The sequence below is a fragment of the Gluconobacter sp. ESL1110 genome, assembly GCF_058107395.1.
Genome location: NZ_JBYLUK010000002.1, coordinates 1 through 17,392, shown reverse-complemented (window position 1 = coordinate 17,392; position 17,392 = coordinate 1). Strand labels below are relative to the sequence as shown.

Sequence of the window (17,392 nt, the reverse complement as noted above, 5' to 3'; positions counted from 1 at the left end):
ACCGCCTAACCTGGACTTTGACCAAGAGAGGAAACGGGACCAATCAGCGTCCGATAAACGTCTTGTCGGCCAATAAACGACGTTGGTGTGAAAATGTACGCCGCCACTATTGAAGGTGTATTCGCTGCCTCGATAGAGCAGTTTCACACCAAAATCTCGGGCAGCTTCTGACGACCATCGCGTCATGTCGGCATGAAATCTTTGGCGTCTTTCTCGCAGATTTCCGCCATATTCGACACGATTTCCGGAGGTGATAACCGCATAACGAAAGAACCGCTGACGGGGGTGGTTCTCAATGAAATATGAGAGTTCCTTGATAGTCCGCGACCGGTCGCGGACGGCAACTTCTGGCAGGATTTGGATATGGCGATTGCGCCCATCAGTCCGTTCGATTTCGCCCGTCACTTCGCCAATAGCGAAAAGCGGGGCTGTCTTGTCGAACGTGTGGATACCCTGGGATTCAAGACGAGCTGACAAGAGACGGGTTTCGCGTGACAGACGGTCGCGCTTGTCATTCAGCGCAGAAACGTTGTCACACCTAGTTCCCGTTACGGATGACGCTACAGAGCGGAAGTCATACGTGTTGAACATCGCCGCCATCCATCAGGATGGCAGGCCAATGATTGATTTTCACACCCCGAATGCATATAATAGCACTTGGGTGAAAGGCGATGTGCTTTTGCATTTCGCAATCTCCAAAAAGCCTCTCGATGCTAGACCTGCCAGTATAGCTAGAGACGCCGAGTAACCTGGGAATATATAGCACAAAATTTTCTGCAATGTGAAACGAGCCCCCAACGGGGCTTGTTTTGCATTGCCCTTATCCATCCAGACCTACGGCTTGCCGTGGGGCTGGATGGATAACACCTATTCCGGCTGACCGCTTTCCGTGTCTGTCTGACTAGCTTCTGATGGCGTCACACGAGCACCCGGAACCGTCTGACCCTTGCTGACTTCTCGCGTCACTTTGGTCAACATGGACACAGCAGACCGTTGCAATCCTGACGGGATTTCGACACCGGCACCAGACAATTTCTGGAGCATCTCAATGACATTTCCGGCCTCTGCTATGGACACCGGCCCGCGCTTCGTAAGGTCTTTTCCGGCGTTTCTATCAGCCTTGATTTTGTCACGTATAGCTTGCTCAACCCACACTCCTACGGACACTTTAGAGCGCTTTGCATGGGACACAGCCGCATTTCTGGCGTCAATATTTACGCCACGGACTGACCACGCAGACAGTTCGTCTTTCGGATTTTCTGACACGTCTTACGGTCTCCATTTTTGGTCATACACGATTAGGAAACCGTAACACCAACGGACATTCAATGTCCTTACATTGTCCACTCCTACGGGCATTTATATGCCACCCCAACAGCCATATAACGGTCAGGTATTGGGCACTCCATCTACCTACACAGGACACATTAAAAACCCCAGAAAATAGCGGTAAACTGTCGTTTTCTAGGGTTTAAAGCATCTAGGGTGCGTCATGTGTGGACTTCTTAGCCGGTTGCCGGAGACATACCTGGGGTGATGAGAACAACGCAAAAAAACAGGTATAAAAGTATTGGCAAAACAGCACACCCAAGCGCAACAGAAGCGACAGCTTTACCTAACTCGACGGCATCGCTCCGCAGGTCTTCTGCTGCTGCATCAGCGAACCTTTTTGCACCTCGACCGAGACCACCGCTGAAGGCTGCCCACGTTTCCTCGTTTGTCATTTTTTTAGCCATTGGAAGATTCCCATTCGAGTTTTAGGAAGGAGATTTTTTGAAATCAGAAAATCGAGATAATCGACTGTCTTCTTATTCAAAGAATTCTTATTCATGTCGCCGTAATCATGCAGCGCGTCGGGAAACATTCCTGATTGTCTGCCCGGTCACCCTATAGCGCCTGGCAAGTTCAGACACAGGAACACCCCGGCCCAAACTCTCGACAACATCAGTCCTGGCAGACGGTGACAGCTTATTTTTCCGCCCAAGACCAACACCCGCACGGCGAGCAGCAGACATGCCAGCCGTAACACGTTCACTAATATTTTCTCTTTCCAGTTCAGCGACAGCCGCCAGCATCGTCAGGAGAAAACCGCCAAATTTGCCTGATGTGTCTAGGCCATCGACAAGAGAGCGGATGGTCACTCCCCTAGCCTTCATCTCTTCTGCAATCTCTAGGAGATGCCTTGCGTTTCTGCCTAGCCTATCCAACTTCCAGACAAGGATAGTGTCCCCTTTTTTCACGACTGAAAGCAGGGCGTCCAAACCTGGACGTTTGGCTTTTGCTCCCGAAATCCGGTCCTCGAAAATGTTGGTTTCCAAGACACCCGCACCGGCCAGGGCCTGTTTCTGGATGGTGAAAGACTGGACGTATTCCCCGCCATCGTCTTTCTTCGTCGTACTGACGCGCATGTATCCGTAAATCATTTCAGACCTGATTCCTTAACTTCTAAAAGTATTTTCTCAAAGTTCTCAGCTTTTTTCTTCTCTAGTGCTTCTTTGTTTGATGTAATTTCTGAAATTTTAATACTGCTTCTTAACATCATAATCGGCGGTAACGGTAAAACTTCCACGGATTCTGGAAATAGTTCTGTGTAAACATCTTCTAATGAATCGTAGTAAAACTTGTAATAATAAAATTGAACTCCGGAAGGGCGGCACTTATCATCTAAGCATTCATAAAATGGCTCTTCTTCTGCTAGATAATACTTTCCGTATTCTTCAGGAAGCTTAACAGCACAAAAAAAATCAACTTCACTATAATCGTAATAATTAAGACTAATATCTCTGAACGGAATTAATAAGTTGTATTCTTGAGAAAATGCACAACCGATATAGCATGAAATACGCTCATCAATGTCTAACCATGCTTTGTCTATCCGATATCATTACATCGCCATCATCTGACAACAATATCTCTTCTATCTCTGTAATATTTTTTTCTGTAATTTCTGAACTGAAAATTATATTTTCATCATCATCACATATACAAAGAACTTTGTTTTGATAAGACATGTAAAGCATAAAAACTCTCCTGATTTGTAATCGCTTTTATATGGTAGCAATTATTTTTCAGGATTGTTTTGCGCGACAGACCTTTATTTGTCTTTGATTGCATATTCCTAATATAGCCAAAAAATGAGGTCTTTATTTTGCGCTATACATAGACCATAGAACAGGCAGGACGCATCACAGATGCGGCTACGCCGCTCCCGCTCCGCGCTCGCTCCTGCTTGCCTGTCCTTGCCCGATGCCACTCATTATCTGCTCGGGAACGATGGAGCCGATGGGGCTCTTCCTCTCCACTTTTTGGCGGTTTTCTGCGCTTTTTGCGGCTCTTTTAGCTTCTTCTCTAATGCGTTCAACTTCCCTTTCACGAGCCAATTTTTCGGCTTGCTGTTCGGGTGTCCATCCAAAGAATTTCTTAAATACGTTAGGCACAAACTCTTTCACATCACTGCAAATCTGCCTCACGTCTTTGATTAATGTTCCGAAGACACTTGGGTCAGTTCTCGTGTGTGTCGTGTACGTTCTCACATGCACGAGATAGCCTCTCGTAAGGCTTTCGGAGACCGGCTTTCATAAGCGACATCACGCAACCCATGAACCGCTTCTGTCATGATTAATTCAGCTTGCGACATGTGGATTTGATAGTCATCAAAACCCGCAGAAATCTGCCGATTTTCAGCAAGTAGGGCAATATTCTGATTAGCTAGTTCAGTGTTCCTTTTTGCCAGGATGGAGACCTTTTCCTTGGCTTTTTCACGAAGAGAATTGAACTGTGGTTCAGTGAATTTAGCACCTTGCACCATGCCCCTACGCCTGGCGTCTTCGAGGACATCAACAGCGGTTAGTTCAGCTAGCTTCTTTGCTTTGGTATGGTTAGCAAACCATCCGTCGCCTACTTCTTCTTCTAAAATATGGGACTTTTCTGCGACTTTCCGCGCCTCTTCTTTGTCTTTTGCTCAAGTCGGCGTGAGGCTTCAATTCGCAATTCAGCTTCCCTGGACCTTTTCGCTTGTGCCTTCTCTGCTTGGTGCTGCGCTCTAGTCAGCCTTCTTTTGCCCTACGAATTCTCACATTCCACACGGACGGCCTACATTTTCGTAGTAATCATCTTGCCAGGCACGAATTGATTCCCGGTATGCTTTGTCACCTCGCTTGTTGGCTTCCTTTCCGGTTTCCCCTGCCATTTCAGCCTTTTTCGCTTGGACGCCAGGATGCAAACTTCGGGCCTTCACATCGTCAGGAAGAACGTATGCATGCAGGTGCGGGAAACTCTCATCATCATGTCTGACAACGGTTTTTAGTTCATCACCATATGTCTTCTTAAGCCAAGAAATGGCGCGTTTCTGCCATTCTTCGACCGATGCCACACCCTCAAGCCCTTCTCCGGATGGCTTAAAACTATGGTGCAAAGGGTATGCTGGTCTTTACGAATTCCTCTCGTTTGCCCCTTCGCATTTGTCTCTTTTGCGTGGCTGCACATCTCGCTCACGCTGACGTTCAAGTTCATCAATCGACACGCCATAAACCAAATCGGGGTCGGACGGATTTGGACGTGAAGACAAGAAGACGGGTCTCGGCGTGAGGCTTCATCAAATATAAATTTAGTGCCTACGCCGTGCTTATTTGGCTTGCGGCTGTATGTTTCTAAATGTGCAAACTGATAAGCCATGACCCATTTTCCTTCGATGGAATCATTATAGCTTTTGACTTTGCTTTTTGCTGTGTCCTAGCAAGCGTTAGTGACGGGACTAACGCTTGCAAGCAAAAGTCCGCTTGCTGTGGCTCCCTTTGCCTACGCCCCCTTCCCTTGGCCTTCGGCCTACGGGTGGGGGCTGGCGGGCCTGCCGGTAAGCCCCTTCTTGAAGGGACTACCGGCGCGGCGCTGACTTCACCAGGCTTTGTGGAATCAAGCCCTGGCGCCCCCTGCATCGGCGGTGCTGAAATCAGTCTCTCCACACCTTTGACCATGACTGACCTGTAGCCCGAGGCGCGATAGGTGCGACTGGTCGAATAGCGGGCGGCGTTTTACGGGCTGGCTGTGGCGGTGGTGCTGAAATCAACCTTTCCACGCCCTTTACAACGACTGTTTTGTAGCTTCTGGGCCTAATGGGTGCGACAGGTCGGACTACCGGCGGCGAAGTTGACACCCTTCCTTTTGCAGCTTGTGAGGCGGGTTGGGGGGTTGGCGTACCATTGTGAACTTTATAGCCGTTGCCTTCCGCCCAAAGTCTTGCCTGGCTCCGGTTGCTGTCAATCAGTGCGAGACCATCGCGTCCGCAGCCCGTAGATGGCGCTGTGGTGTATCCGGAAACGATGGTCCAAGGCTGAATCACTGCGACTCCCCGGCCTTGGCAGAGTGCGGCATAGGACCACATTTTCCGCGTCAGACCGCCCTGGCGTCTTGTTTTTAGAGCGCGGACGGTGTGGCTCCATATCCATCAAGACGAGTTTTCGTTGTCCGTCCCATGTCCCATGTCCTAAAACTGGCTATTTTCTGCCGATTTCTTTCAAAGAAGCGCAAAACTCTGCAAAGTCGCCCAGAGGCTGAGATGCTTTTGTGCGGTACGTTTGATTATGAACCACGCAAGATTTTCTGATGACAGTTCATCAACGCCGTATGACCCATTCCCAGAACTGTCTGAACACGGCACAATTTGCAATGTATTTGACGACTTCTTCTTTAATGTCTTTCAGCTGCCGCAATCGCGCCAATGAACACCGCCTAACCTGGACTTTGACCAAGAGAGGAAACGGGACCAATCAGCGTCCGATAAACGTCTTGTCGGCCAATAAACGACGTTGGTGTGAAAATGTACGCCGCCACTATTGAAGGTGTATTCGCTGCCTCGATAGAGCAGTTTCACACCAAAATCTCGGGCAGCTTCTGACGACCATCGCGTCATGTCGGCATGAAATCTTTGGCGTCTTTCTCGCAGATTTCCGCCATATTCGACACGATTTCCGGAGGTGATAACCGCATAACGAAAGAACCGCTGACGGGGGTGGTTCTCAATGAAATATGAGAGTTCCTTGATAGTCCGCGACCGGTCGCGGACGGCAACTTCTGGCAGGATTTGGATATGGCGATTGCGCCCATCAGTCCGTTCGATTTCGCCCGTCACTTCGCCAATAGCGAAAAGCGGGGCTGTCTTGTCGAACGTGTGGATACCCTGGGATTTAAGACGAGCTGACAAGAGACGGGTTTCGCGTGACAGACGGTCGCGCTTGTCATTCAGCGCAGAAACGTTGTCACACCTAGTTCCCGTTACGGATGACGCTACAGAGCGGAAGTCATACGTGTTGAACATCGCCGCCATCCATCAGGATGGCAGGCCAATGATTGATTTTCACACCCCGAATGCATATAATAGCACTTGGGTGAAAGGCGATGTGCTTTTGCATTTCGCAATCTCCAAAAAGCCTCTCGATGCTAGACCTGCCAGTATAGCTAGAGACGCCGAGTAACCTGGGAATATATAGCACAAAATTTTCTGCAATGTGAAACGAGCCCCCAACGGGGCTTGTTTTGCATTGCCCTTATCCATCCAGACCTACGGCTTGCCGTGGGGCTGGATGGATAACACCTATTCCGGCTGACCGCTTTCCGTGTCTGTCTGACTAGCTTCTGATGGCGTCACACGAGCACCCGGAACCGTCTGACCCTTGCTGACTTCTCGCGTCACTTTGGTCAACATGGACACAGCAGACCGTTGCAATCCTGACGGGATTTCGACACCGGCACCAGACAATTTCTGGAGCATCTCAATGACATTTCCGGCCTCTGCTATGGACACCGGCCCGCGCTTCGTAAGGTCTTTTCCGGCGTTTCTATCAGCCTTGATTTTGTCACGTATAGCTTGCTCAACCCACACTCCTACGGACACTTTAGAGCGCTTTGCATGGGACACAGCCGCATTTCTGGCGTCAATATTTACGCCACGGACTGACCACGCAGACAGTTCGTCTTTCGGATTTTCTGACACGTCTTACGGTCTCCATTTTTGGTCATACACGATTAGGAAACCGTAACACCAACGGACATTCAATGTCCTTACATTGTCCACTCCTACGGGCATTTATATGCCACCCCAACAGCCATATAACGGTCAGGTATTGGGCACTCCATCTACCTACACAGGACACATTAAAAACCCCAGAAAATAGCGGTAAACTGTCGTTTTCTAGGGTTTAAAGCATCTAGGGTGCGTCATGTGTGGACTTCTTAGCCGGTTGCCGGAGACATACCTGGGGTGATGAGAACAACGCAAAAAAACAGGTATAAAAGTATTGGCAAAACAGCACACCCAAGCGCAACAGAAGCGACAGCTTTACCTAACTCGACGGCATCGCTCCGCAGGTCTTCTGCTGCTGCATCAGCGAACCTTTTTGCACCTCGACCGAGACCACCGCTGAAGGCTGCCCACGTTTCCTCGTTTGTCATTTTTTTAGCCATTGGAAGATTCCCATTCGAGTTTTAGGAAGGAGATTTTTTGAAATCAGAAAATCGAGATAATCGACTGTCTTCTTATTCAAAGAATTCTTATTCATGTCGCCGTAATCATGCAGCGCGTCGGGAAACATTCCTGATTGTCTGCCCGGTCACCCTATAGCGCCTGGCAAGTTCAGACACAGGAACACCCCGGCCCAAACTCTCGACAACATCAGTCCTGGCAGACGGTGACAGCTTATTTTTCCGCCCAAGACCAACACCCGCACGGCGAGCAGCAGACATGCCAGCCGTAACACGTTCACTAATATTTTCTCTTTCCAGTTCAGCGACAGCCGCCAGCATCGTCAGGAGAAAACCGCCAAATTTGCCTGATGTGTCTAGGCCATCGACAAGAGAGCGGATGGTCACTCCCCTAGCCTTCATCTCTTCTTCTGCAATCTCTAGGAGATGCCTTGCGTTTCTGCCTAGCCTATCCAACTTCCAGACAAGGATAGTGTCCCCTTTTTTCACGACTGAAAGCAGGGCGTCCAAACCTGGACGTTTGGCTTTTGCTCCCGAAATCCGGTCCTCGAAAATGTTGGTTTCCAAGACACCCGCACCGGCCAGGGCCTGTTTCTGGATGGTGAAAGACTGGACGTATTCCCCGCCATCGTCTTTCTTCGTCGTACTGACGCGCATGTATCCGTAAATCATTTCAGACCTGATTCCTTAACTTCTAAAAGTATTTTCTCAAAGTTCTCAGCTTTTTTCTTCTCTAGTGCTTCTTTGTTTGATGTAATTTCTGAAATTTTAATACTGCTTCTTAACATCATAATCGGCGGTAACGGTAAAACTTCCACGGATTCTGGAAATAGTTCTGTGTAAACATCTTCTAATGAATCGTAGTAAAACTTGTAATAATAAAATTGAACTCCGGAAGGGCGGCACTTATCATCTAAGCATTCATAAAATGGCTCTTCTTCTGCTAGATAATACTTTCCGTATTCTTCAGGAAGCTTAACAGCACAAAAAAAATCAACTTCACTATAATCGTAATAATTAAGACTAATATCTCTGAACGGAATTAATAAGTTGTATTCTTGAGAAAATGCACAACCGATATAGCATGAAATACGCTCATCAATGTCTAACCATGCTTGTCTATCCGATATCATTACATCGCCATCATCTGACAACAATATCTCTTCTATCTCTGTAATATTTTTTTCTGTAATTTCTGAACTGAAAATTATATTTTCATCATCATCACATATACAAAGAACTTTGTTTTGATAAGACATGTAAAGCATAAAAACTCTCCTGATTTGTAATCGCTTTTATATGGTAGCAATTATTTTTCAGGATTGTTTTGCGCGACAGACCTTTATTTGTCTTTGATTGCAATATCCCAGAATATAGCCAAAAAATGAGGTCTTTATTTTGCGCTATACATAGACCATAGAACAGGCAGGACGCATCACAGATGCGGGCTACGCCGCTCCCGCTCCGCGCTCGCTCCTGCTTGCCTGTCCTTGCCCGATGCCACTGATTATCTGCTCGGGAACGATGGAGCCGATGGGCTCTTCCTCTCCACTTTTTGGCGGTTTTCTGCGCTTTTTGCGGCTCTTTTAGCTTCTTCTCTAATGCGTTCAACTTCCCTTTCACGAGCCAATTTTTCGGCTTGCTGTTCGGGTGTCCATCCAAAGAATTTCTTAAATACGTTAGGCACAAACTCTTTCACATCACTGCAAATCTGCCTCACGTCTTTGATTAATGTTCCGAAGACACTTGGGTCAGCTTCGTGTGTGTCGTGTACGTTCTCACATGCACGAGATAGCCTCTCGTAGGCTTTCGGAGACCGGCTTTCATAAGCGACATCACGCAACCCATGAACCGCTTCTGTCATGATTAATTCAGCTTGCGACATGTGGATTTGATAGTCATCAAAACCCGCAGAAATCTGCCGATTTTCAGCAAGTAGGGCAATATTCTGATTAGCTAGTTCAGTGTTCCTTTTTGCCAGGATGGAGACCTTTTCCTTGGCTTTTTCACGAAGAGAATTGAACTGTGGTTCAGTGAATTTAGCACCTTGCACCATGCCCCTACGCCTGGCGTCTTCGAGGACATCAACAGCGGTTAGTTCAGCTAGCTTCTTTGCTTTGGTATGGTTAGCAAACCATCCGTCGCCTACTTCTTCTTCTAAAATATGGGACTTTTCTGCGACTTTCCGCGCCTCTTCTTTTGTCTTTTGCTCAAGTCGGCGTGAGGCTTCAATTCGCAATTCAGCTTCCCTGGACCTTTTCGCTTGTGCCTTCTCTGCTTGGTGCTGCGCTCTAGTCAGCCTTCTTTTGCCCGGACCAATTCTCGACATTCCACACGGACGGCCTACATTTTCGTAGTAATCATCTTGCCAGGCACGCATTGATTCCCGGTATGCTTTGTCACCTCGCTTGTTGGCTTCCTTTCCGGTTTCCCCTGCCATTTCAGCCTTTTTCGCTTGGACGCCAGGATGCAAACTTCGGGCCTTCACATCGTCAGGAAGAACGTATGCATGCAGGTGCGGGAAACTCTCATCATCATGTCTGACAACGGTTTTTAGTTCATCACCATATGTCTTCTTAAGCCAAGAAATGGCGCGTTTCTGCCATTCTTCGACCGATGCCACACCCTCAAGCCCTTCTCCGGGATGGCTTAAAACTATGGTGCAAAGGGTATGCTGGTCTTTACGAATTCCTCTCGTTTGCCCCTTCGCATTTGTCTCTTTTGCGTGGCTGCACATCTCGTCATGCTGACGTTCAAGTTCATCAATCGACACGCCATAAACCAAATCGGGGTCGGACGGATTTTGGACGTGAAGACAAGAAGACGGGTCTCGGCGTGAGGCTTCATCAAATATAAATTTAGTGCCTACGCCGTGCTTATTTGGCTTGCGGCTGTATGTTTCTAAATGTGCAAACTGATAAGCCATGACCCATTTTCCTTCGATGGAATCATTATAGCTTTTGACTTTGCTTTTTGCTGTGTCCTAGCAAGCGTTAGTGACGGACTAACGCTTGCAAGCAAGCTGTCCGCCCTGCCGGGGGCTCCCCCTTCCGCCTACGCCCCCTTCCCTTGGCCTTCGGCCTACGGGTGGGGGCTGGCGGGCCTGCCGGTAAGCCCCTTCTTGAAGGGACTACCGGCGCGGCGCTGACTTCACCAGGCTTTGTGGAATCAAGCCCTGGCGTCTCTGCATCGGCGGTGCTGAAATCAGTCTCTCCACACCTTTGACCATGACTGACCTGTAGCTCCGAGGCGCGATAGGTGCGACTGGTCGAATAGCGGGCGGCGTTTTACGGGCTGGCTGTGGCGGTGGTGCTGAAATCAACCTTTCCACGCCCTTTACAACGACTGTTTTGTAGCTTCTGGGCCTAATGGGTGCGACAGGTCGGACTACCGGCGGCGAAGTTGACACCCTTCCTTTTGCAGCTTGTGAGGCGGGTTGGGGGGTTGGCGTACCATTGTGAACTTTATAGCCGTTGCCTTCCGCCCAAAGTCTTGCCTGGCTCCGGTTGCTGTCAATCAGTGCGAGACCATCGCGTCCGCAGCCCGTAGATGGCGCTGTGGTGTATCCGGAAACGATGGTCCAAGGCTGAATCACTCCCGACCTCCCCGGCCTCGGCAGAGTGCGGCATAGGACCACATTTTCCGCGTCAGACCGCCCTGGCGTCTTGTTTTTAGAGCGCGGACGGTGTGGCTCCATATCCATCAAGACGAGTTTTCGTTGTCCGTCCCATGTCCTAAAACTGGCTATTTTCTGCCGATTTTCTTTCAAAGAAGCGCAAAACTCTGCAAAGTCGCCCAGAGGCTGAGATGCTTTTGTGCGGTACGTTTGATTATGGAACCACGCAAGATTTTCTGATGACAGTTCATCAACGCCGTATGACCCATTCCCAGAACTGTCTGACGACAATTTGCAAATGTATTTGACGACTTCTCTAACGTCTTTCAGCCGCCCGCAATCGCGCCAATGAACACCGCCTAACCTGGACTTTGACCAAGAGAGGAAACGGGACCAATCAGCGTCCGATAAACGTCTTGTCGGCCAATAAACGACGTTGGTGTGAAAATGTACGCCGCCACTATTGAAGGTGTATTCGCTGCCTCGATAGAGCAGTTTCACACCAAAATCTCGGGCAGCTTCTGACGACCATCGCGTCATGTCGGCATGAAATCTTTGGCGTCTTTCTCGCAGATTTCCGCCATATTCGACACGATTTCCGGAGGTGATAACCGCATAACGAAAGAACCGCTGACGGGGGTGGTTCTCAATGAAATATGAGAGTTCCTTGATAGTCCGCGACCGGTCGCGGACGGCAACTTCTGGCAGGATTTGGATATGGCGATTGCGCCCATCAGTCCGTTCGATTTCGCCCGTCACTTCGCCAATAGCGAAAAGCGGGGCTGTCTTGTCGAACGTGTGGATACCCTGGGATTCAAGACGAGCTGACAAGAGACGGGTTTCGCGTGACAGACGGTCGCGCTTGTCATTCAGCGCAGAAACGTTGTCACACCTAGTTCCCGTTACGGATGACGCTACAGAGCGGAAGTCATACGTGTTGAACATCGCCGCCATCCATCAGGATGGCAGGCCAATGATTGATTTTCACACCCCGAATGCATATAATAGCACTTGGGTGAAAGGCGATGTGCTTTTGCATTTCGCAATCTCCAAAAAGCCTCTCGATGCTAGACCTGCCAGTATAGCTAGAGACGCCGAGTAACCTGGGAATATATAGCACAAAATTTTCTGCAATGTGAAACGAGCCCCCAACGGGGCTTGTTTTGCATTGCCCTTATCCATCCAGACCTACGGCTTGCCGTGGGGCTGGATGGATAACACCTATTCCGGCTGACCGCTTTCCGTGTCTGTCTGACTAGCTTCTGATGGCGTCACACGAGCACCCGGAACCGTCTGACCCTTGCTGACTTCTCGCGTCACTTTGGTCAACATGGACACAGCAGACCGTTGCAATCCTGACGGGATTTCGACACCGGCACCAGACAATTTCTGGAGCATCTCAATGACATTTCCGGCCTCTGCTATGGACACCGGCCCGCGCTTCGTAAGGTCTTTTCCGGCGTTTCTATCAGCCTTGATTTTGTCACGTATAGCTTGCTCAACCCACACTCCTACGGACACTTTAGAGCGCTTTGCATGGGACACAGCCGCATTTCTGGCGTCAATATTTACGCCACGGACTGACCACGCAGACAGTTCGTCTTTCGGATTTTCTGACACGTCTTACGGTCTCCATTTTTGGTCATACACGATTAGGAAACCGTAACACCAACGGACATTCAATGTCCTTACATTGTCCACTCCTACGGGCATTTATATGCCACCCCAACAGCCATATAACGGTCAGGTATTGGGCACTCCATCTACCTACACAGGACACATTAAAAACCCCAGAAAATAGCGGTAAACTGTCGTTTTCTAGGGTTTAAAGCATCTAGGGTGCGTCATGTGTGGACTTCTTAGCCGGTTGCCGGAGACATACCTGGGGTGATGAGAACAACGCAAAAAAACAGGTATAAAAGTATTGGCAAAACAGCACACCCAAGCGCAACAGAAGCGACAGCTTTACCTAACTCGACGGCATCGCTCCGCAGGTCTTCTGCTGCTGCATCAGCGAACCTTTTTGCACCTCGACCGAGACCACCGCTGAAGGCTGCCCACGTTTCCTCGTTTGTCATTTTTTTAGCCATTGGAAGATTCCCATTCGAGTTTTAGGAAGGAGATTTTTTGAAATCAGAAAATCGAGATAATCGACTGTCTTCTTATTCAAAGAATTCTTATTCATGTCGCCGTAATCATGCAGCGCGTCGGGAAACATTCCTGATTGTCTGCCCGGTCACCCTATAGCGCCTGGCAAGTTCAGACACAGGAACACCCCGGCCCAAACTCTCGACAACATCAGTCCTGGCAGACGGTGACAGCTTATTTTTCCGCCCAAGACCAACACCCGCACGGCGAGCAGCAGACATGCCAGCCGTAACACGTTCACTAATATTTTCTCTTTCCAGTTCAGCGACAGCCGCCAGCATCGTCAGGAGAAAACCGCCAAATTTGCCTGATGTGTCTAGGCCATCGACAAGAGAGCGGATGGTCACTCCCCTAGCCTTCATCTCTTCTGCAATCTCTAGGAGATGCCTTGCGTTTCTGCCTAGCCTATCCAACTTCCAGACAAGGATAGTGTCCCCTTTTTTCACGACTGAAAGCAGGGCGTCCAAACCTGGACGTTTGGCTTTTGCTCCCGAAATCCGGTCCTCGAAAATGTTGGTTTCCAAGACACCCGCACCGGCCAGGGCCTGTTTCTGGATGGTGAAAGACTGGACGTATTCCCCGCCATCGTCTTTCTTCGTCGTACTGACGCGCATGTATCCGTAAATCATTTCAGACCTGATTCCTTAACTTCTAAAAGTATTTTCTCAAAGTTCTCAGCTTTTTTCTTCTCTAGTGCTTCTTTGTTTGATGTAATTTCTGAAATTTTAATACTGCTTCTTAACATCATAATCGGCGGTAACGGTAAAACTTCCACGGATTCTGGAAATAGTTCTGTGTAAACATCTTCTAATGAATCGTAGTAAAACTTGTAATAATAAAATTGAACTCCGGAAGGGCGGCACTTATCATCTAAGCATTCATAAAATGGCTCTTCTTCTGCTAGATAATACTTTCCGTATTCTTCAGGAAGCTTAACAGCACAAAAAAAATCAACTTCACTATAATCGTAATAATTAAGACTAATATCTCTGAACGGAATTAATAAGTTGTATTCTTGAGAAAATGCACAACCGATATAGCATGAAATACGCTCATCAATGTCTAACCATGCTTGTCTATCCGATATCATTACATCGCCATCATCTGACAACAATATCTCTTCTATCTCTGTAATATTTTTTTCTGTAATTTCTGAACTGAAAATTATATTTTCATCATCATCACATATACAAAGAACTTTGTTTTGATAAGACATGTAAAGCATAAAAACTCTCCTGATTTGTAATCGCTTTTATATGGTAGCAATTATTTTTCAGGATTGTTTTGCGCGACAGACCTTTATTTGTCTTTGATTGCAATATCCCAGAATATAGCCAAAAAATGAGGTCTTTATTTTGCGCTATACATAGACCATAGAACAGGCAGGACGCATCACAGATGCGGGCTACGCCGCTCCCGCTCCGCGCTCGCTCCTGCTTGCCTGTCCTTGCCCGATGCCACTGATTATCTGCTCGGGAACGATGGAGCCGATGGGCTCTTCCTCTCCACTTTTTGGCGGTTTTCTGCGCTTTTTGCGGCTCTTTTAGCTTCTTCTCTAATGCGTTCAACTTCCCTTTCACGAGCCAATTTTTCGGCTTGCTGTTCGGGTGTCCATCCAAAGAATTTCTTAAATACGTTAGGCACAAACTCTTTCACATCACTGCAAATCTGCCTCACGTCTTTGATTAATGTTCCGAAGACACTTGGGTCAGCTTCGTGTGTGTCGTGTACGTTCTCACATGCACGAGATAGCCTCTCGTAGGCTTTCGGAGACCGGCTTTCATAAGCGACATCACGCAACCCATGAACCGCTTCTGTCATGATTAATTCAGCTTGCGACATGTGGATTTGATAGTCATCAAAACCCGCAGAAATCTGCCGATTTTCAGCAAGTAGGGCAATATTCTGATTAGCTAGTTCAGTGTTCCTTTTTGCCAGGATGGAGACCTTTTCCTTGGCTTTTTCACGAAGAGAATTGAACTGTGGTTCAGTGAATTTAGCACCTTGCACCATGCCCCTACGCCTGGCGTCTTCGAGGACATCAACAGCGGTTAGTTCAGCTAGCTTCTTTGCTTTGGTATGGTTAGCAAACCATCCGTCGCCTACTTCTTCTTCTAAAATATGGGACTTTTCTGCGACTTTCCGCGCCTCTTCTTTTGTCTTTTGCTCAAGTCGGCGTGAGGCTTCAATTCGCAATTCAGCTTCCCTGGACCTTTTCGCTTGTGCCTTCTCTGCTTGGTGCTGCGCTCTAGTCAGCCTTCTTTTGCCCGGACCAATTCTCGACATTCCACACGGACGGCCTACATTTTCGTAGTAATCATCTTGCCAGGCACGCATTGATTCCCGGTATGCTTTGTCACCTCGCTTGTTGGCTTCCTTTCCGGTTTCCCCTGCCATTTCAGCCTTTTTCGCTTGGACGCCAGGATGCAAACTTCGGGCCTTCACATCGTCAGGAAGAACGTATGCATGCAGGTGCGGGAAACTCTCATCATCATGTCTGACAACGGTTTTTAGTTCATCACCATATGTCTTCTTAAGCCAAGAAATGGCGCGTTTCTGCCATTCTTCGACCGATGCCACACCCTCAAGCCCTTCTCCGGGATGGCTTAAAACTATGGTGCAAAGGGTATGCTGGTCTTTACGAATTCCTCTCGTTTGCCCCTTCGCATTTGTCTCTTTTGCGTGGCTGCACATCTCGTCATGCTGACGTTCAAGTTCATCAATCGACACGCCATAAACCAAATCGGGGTCGGACGGATTTTGGACGTGAAGACAAGAAGACGGGTCTCGGCGTGAGGCTTCATCAAATATAAATTTAGTGCCTACGCCGTGCTTATTTGGCTTGCGGCTGTATGTTTCTAAATGTGCAAACTGATAAGCCATGACCCATTTTCCTTCGATGGAATCATTATAGCTTTTGACTTTGCTTTTTGCTGTGTCCTAGCAAGCGTTAGTGACGGACTAACGCTTGCAAGCAAGCTGTCCGCCCTGCCGGGGGCTCCCCCTTCCGCCTACGCCCCCTTCCCTTGGCCTTCGGCCTACGGGTGGGGGCTGGCGGGCCTGCCGGTAAGCCCCTTCTTGAAGGGACTACCGGCGCGGCGCTGACTTCACCAGGCTTTGTGGAATCAAGCCCTGGCGTCTCTGCATCGGCGGTGCTGAAATCAGTCTCTCCACACCTTTGACCATGACTGACCTGTAGCTCCGAGGCGCGATAGGTGCGACTGGTCGAATAGCGGGCGGCGTTTTACGGGCTGGCTGTGGCGGTGGTGCTGAAATCAACCTTTCCACGCCCTTTACAACGACTGTTTTGTAGCTTCTGGGCCTAATGGGTGCGACAGGTCGGACTACCGGCGGCGAAGTTGACACCCTTCCTTTTGCAGCTTGTGAGGCGGGTTGGGGGGTTGGCGTACCATTGTGAACTTTATAGCCGTTGCCTTCCGCCCAAAGTCTTGCCTGGCTCCGGTTGCTGTCAATCAGTGCGAGACCATCGCGTCCGCAGCCCGTAGATGGCGCTGTGGTGTATCCGGAAACGATGGTCCAAGGCTGAATCACTCCCGACCTCCCCGGCCTCGGCAGAGTGCGGCATAGGACCACATTTTCCGCGTCAGACCGCCCTGGCGTCTTGTTTTTAGAGCGCGGACGGTGTGGCTCCATATCCATCAAGACGAGTTTTCGTTGTCCGTCCCATGTCCTAAAACTGGCTATTTTCTGCCGATTTTCTTTCAAAGAAGCGCAAAACTCTGCAAAGTCGCCCAGAGGCTGAGATGCTTTTGTGCGGTACGTTTGATTATGGAACCACGCAAGATTTTCTGATGACAGTTCATCAACGCCGTATGACCCATTCCCAGAACTGTCTGACGACAATTTGCAAATGTATTTGACGACTTCTCTAACGTCTTTCAGCCGCCCGCAATCGCGCCAATGAACACCGCCTAACCTGGACTTTGACCAAGAGAGGAAACGGGACCAATCAGCGTCCGATAAACGTCTTGTCGGCCAATAAACGACGTTGGTGTGAAAATGTACGCCGCCACTATTGAAGGTGTATTCGCTGCCTCGATAGAGCAGTTTCACACCAAAATCTCGGGCAGCTTCTGACGACCATCGCGTCATGTCGGCATGAAATCTTTGGCGTCTTTCTCGCAGATTTCC

Annotated in this window: 18 protein-coding genes; all 18 read right to left on the bottom strand. The window is 48.8% G+C overall.

Annotation, left to right across the window (positions count from 1 at the left end):
- A partial coding sequence (locus AC3B6F_RS00915; RefSeq protein ID WP_489823046.1) for a hypothetical protein occupies positions 1-591 on the bottom strand: 591 nt, incomplete at its 3' end.
- A 276-nt stretch (positions 592-867) separates the two neighbouring features.
- Positions 868-1,266 (bottom strand): hypothetical protein, encoded by a 399-nt coding sequence (locus tag AC3B6F_RS00910; RefSeq protein WP_489823038.1) that lies wholly within the window; start codon positions 1,264-1,266, stop codon positions 868-870.
- Between the two features lie 239 nt (positions 1,267-1,505).
- On the bottom strand, positions 1,506-1,736 hold the full coding sequence (locus AC3B6F_RS00905) for a hypothetical protein (protein ID WP_489823037.1): 231 nt from the start codon (positions 1,734-1,736) through the stop codon (positions 1,506-1,508).
- 105 nt (positions 1,737-1,841) lie between these two features.
- The gene (locus AC3B6F_RS00900; protein WP_489823036.1) at positions 1,842-2,423 is read right to left on the bottom strand and encodes a recombinase family protein; all 582 of its coding nucleotides are present in this window, start codon (positions 2,421-2,423) and stop codon (positions 1,842-1,844) included.
- Positions 2,424-2,849: 426 nt separating this feature from the next.
- Positions 2,850-3,020 carry a hypothetical protein gene (locus tag AC3B6F_RS00895; RefSeq protein ID WP_489823045.1) on the bottom strand — a complete coding sequence of 57 codons (171 nt, stop codon included), beginning with the start codon at positions 3,018-3,020 and terminating at the stop codon, positions 2,850-2,852.
- A gap of 509 nt (positions 3,021-3,529) precedes the next feature.
- Complete coding sequence (locus tag AC3B6F_RS00890) at positions 3,530-3,808, bottom strand: hypothetical protein (RefSeq protein WP_489823043.1); 279 nt, start codon at positions 3,806-3,808, stop codon at positions 3,530-3,532.
- Between the two features lie 264 nt (positions 3,809-4,072).
- Positions 4,073-4,372 carry a plasmid recombination protein gene (locus tag AC3B6F_RS00885; protein ID WP_489823042.1) on the bottom strand — a complete coding sequence of 100 codons (300 nt, stop codon included), beginning with the start codon at positions 4,370-4,372 and terminating at the stop codon, positions 4,073-4,075.
- A gap of 1,323 nt (positions 4,373-5,695) precedes the next feature.
- Positions 5,696-6,313: a hypothetical protein gene (locus AC3B6F_RS00880; RefSeq protein WP_489823041.1), complete on the bottom strand. Its 618-nt coding sequence runs from the start codon at positions 6,311-6,313 to the stop codon at positions 5,696-5,698.
- Between the two features lie 276 nt (positions 6,314-6,589).
- Positions 6,590-6,988: a hypothetical protein gene (locus tag AC3B6F_RS00875; RefSeq protein ID WP_489823038.1), complete on the bottom strand. Its 399-nt coding sequence runs from the start codon at positions 6,986-6,988 to the stop codon at positions 6,590-6,592.
- A 239-nt stretch (positions 6,989-7,227) separates the two neighbouring features.
- Positions 7,228-7,458, bottom strand: coding sequence for a hypothetical protein (locus AC3B6F_RS00870; protein ID WP_489823037.1), 231 nt, complete (start codon positions 7,456-7,458; stop codon positions 7,228-7,230).
- A gap of 105 nt (positions 7,459-7,563) precedes the next feature.
- Complete coding sequence (locus AC3B6F_RS00865; protein ID WP_489823039.1) at positions 7,564-8,148, bottom strand: recombinase family protein; 585 nt, start codon at positions 8,146-8,148, stop codon at positions 7,564-7,566.
- A complete protein-coding gene (locus tag AC3B6F_RS00860) occupies positions 8,145-8,744 on the bottom strand; it encodes a hypothetical protein (RefSeq protein ID WP_489823035.1) in 600 nt (199 codons plus the stop codon). Before AC3B6F_RS00860 ends, AC3B6F_RS00865 begins: the two co-directional genes overlap by 4 nt.
- 239 nt (positions 8,745-8,983) lie before the next feature.
- Positions 8,984-10,402, bottom strand: coding sequence for a plasmid recombination protein (locus AC3B6F_RS00855; RefSeq protein WP_489823034.1), 1,419 nt, complete (start codon positions 10,400-10,402; stop codon positions 8,984-8,986).
- A 1,911-nt stretch (positions 10,403-12,313) separates the two neighbouring features.
- Positions 12,314-12,712, bottom strand: a complete 399-nt coding sequence (locus tag AC3B6F_RS00850) for a hypothetical protein (RefSeq protein ID WP_489823038.1) — start codon at positions 12,710-12,712, stop codon at positions 12,314-12,316.
- 239 nt (positions 12,713-12,951) lie between these two features.
- A complete protein-coding gene (locus AC3B6F_RS00845; protein WP_489823037.1) occupies positions 12,952-13,182 on the bottom strand; it encodes a hypothetical protein in 231 nt (76 codons plus the stop codon).
- Positions 13,183-13,287: 105 nt separating this feature from the next.
- Complete coding sequence (locus tag AC3B6F_RS00840) at positions 13,288-13,869, bottom strand: recombinase family protein (protein WP_489823036.1); 582 nt, start codon at positions 13,867-13,869, stop codon at positions 13,288-13,290.
- A complete protein-coding gene (locus AC3B6F_RS00835) occupies positions 13,866-14,465 on the bottom strand; it encodes a hypothetical protein (protein ID WP_489823035.1) in 600 nt (199 codons plus the stop codon). The genes AC3B6F_RS00840 and AC3B6F_RS00835 overlap by 4 nt, the downstream gene beginning before the upstream one ends.
- Before the next feature lie 239 nt (positions 14,466-14,704).
- The gene (locus AC3B6F_RS00830; protein WP_489823034.1) at positions 14,705-16,123 is read right to left on the bottom strand and encodes a plasmid recombination protein; all 1,419 of its coding nucleotides are present in this window, start codon (positions 16,121-16,123) and stop codon (positions 14,705-14,707) included.
- Between the last annotated feature and the right edge of the window lie 1,269 nt (positions 16,124-17,392).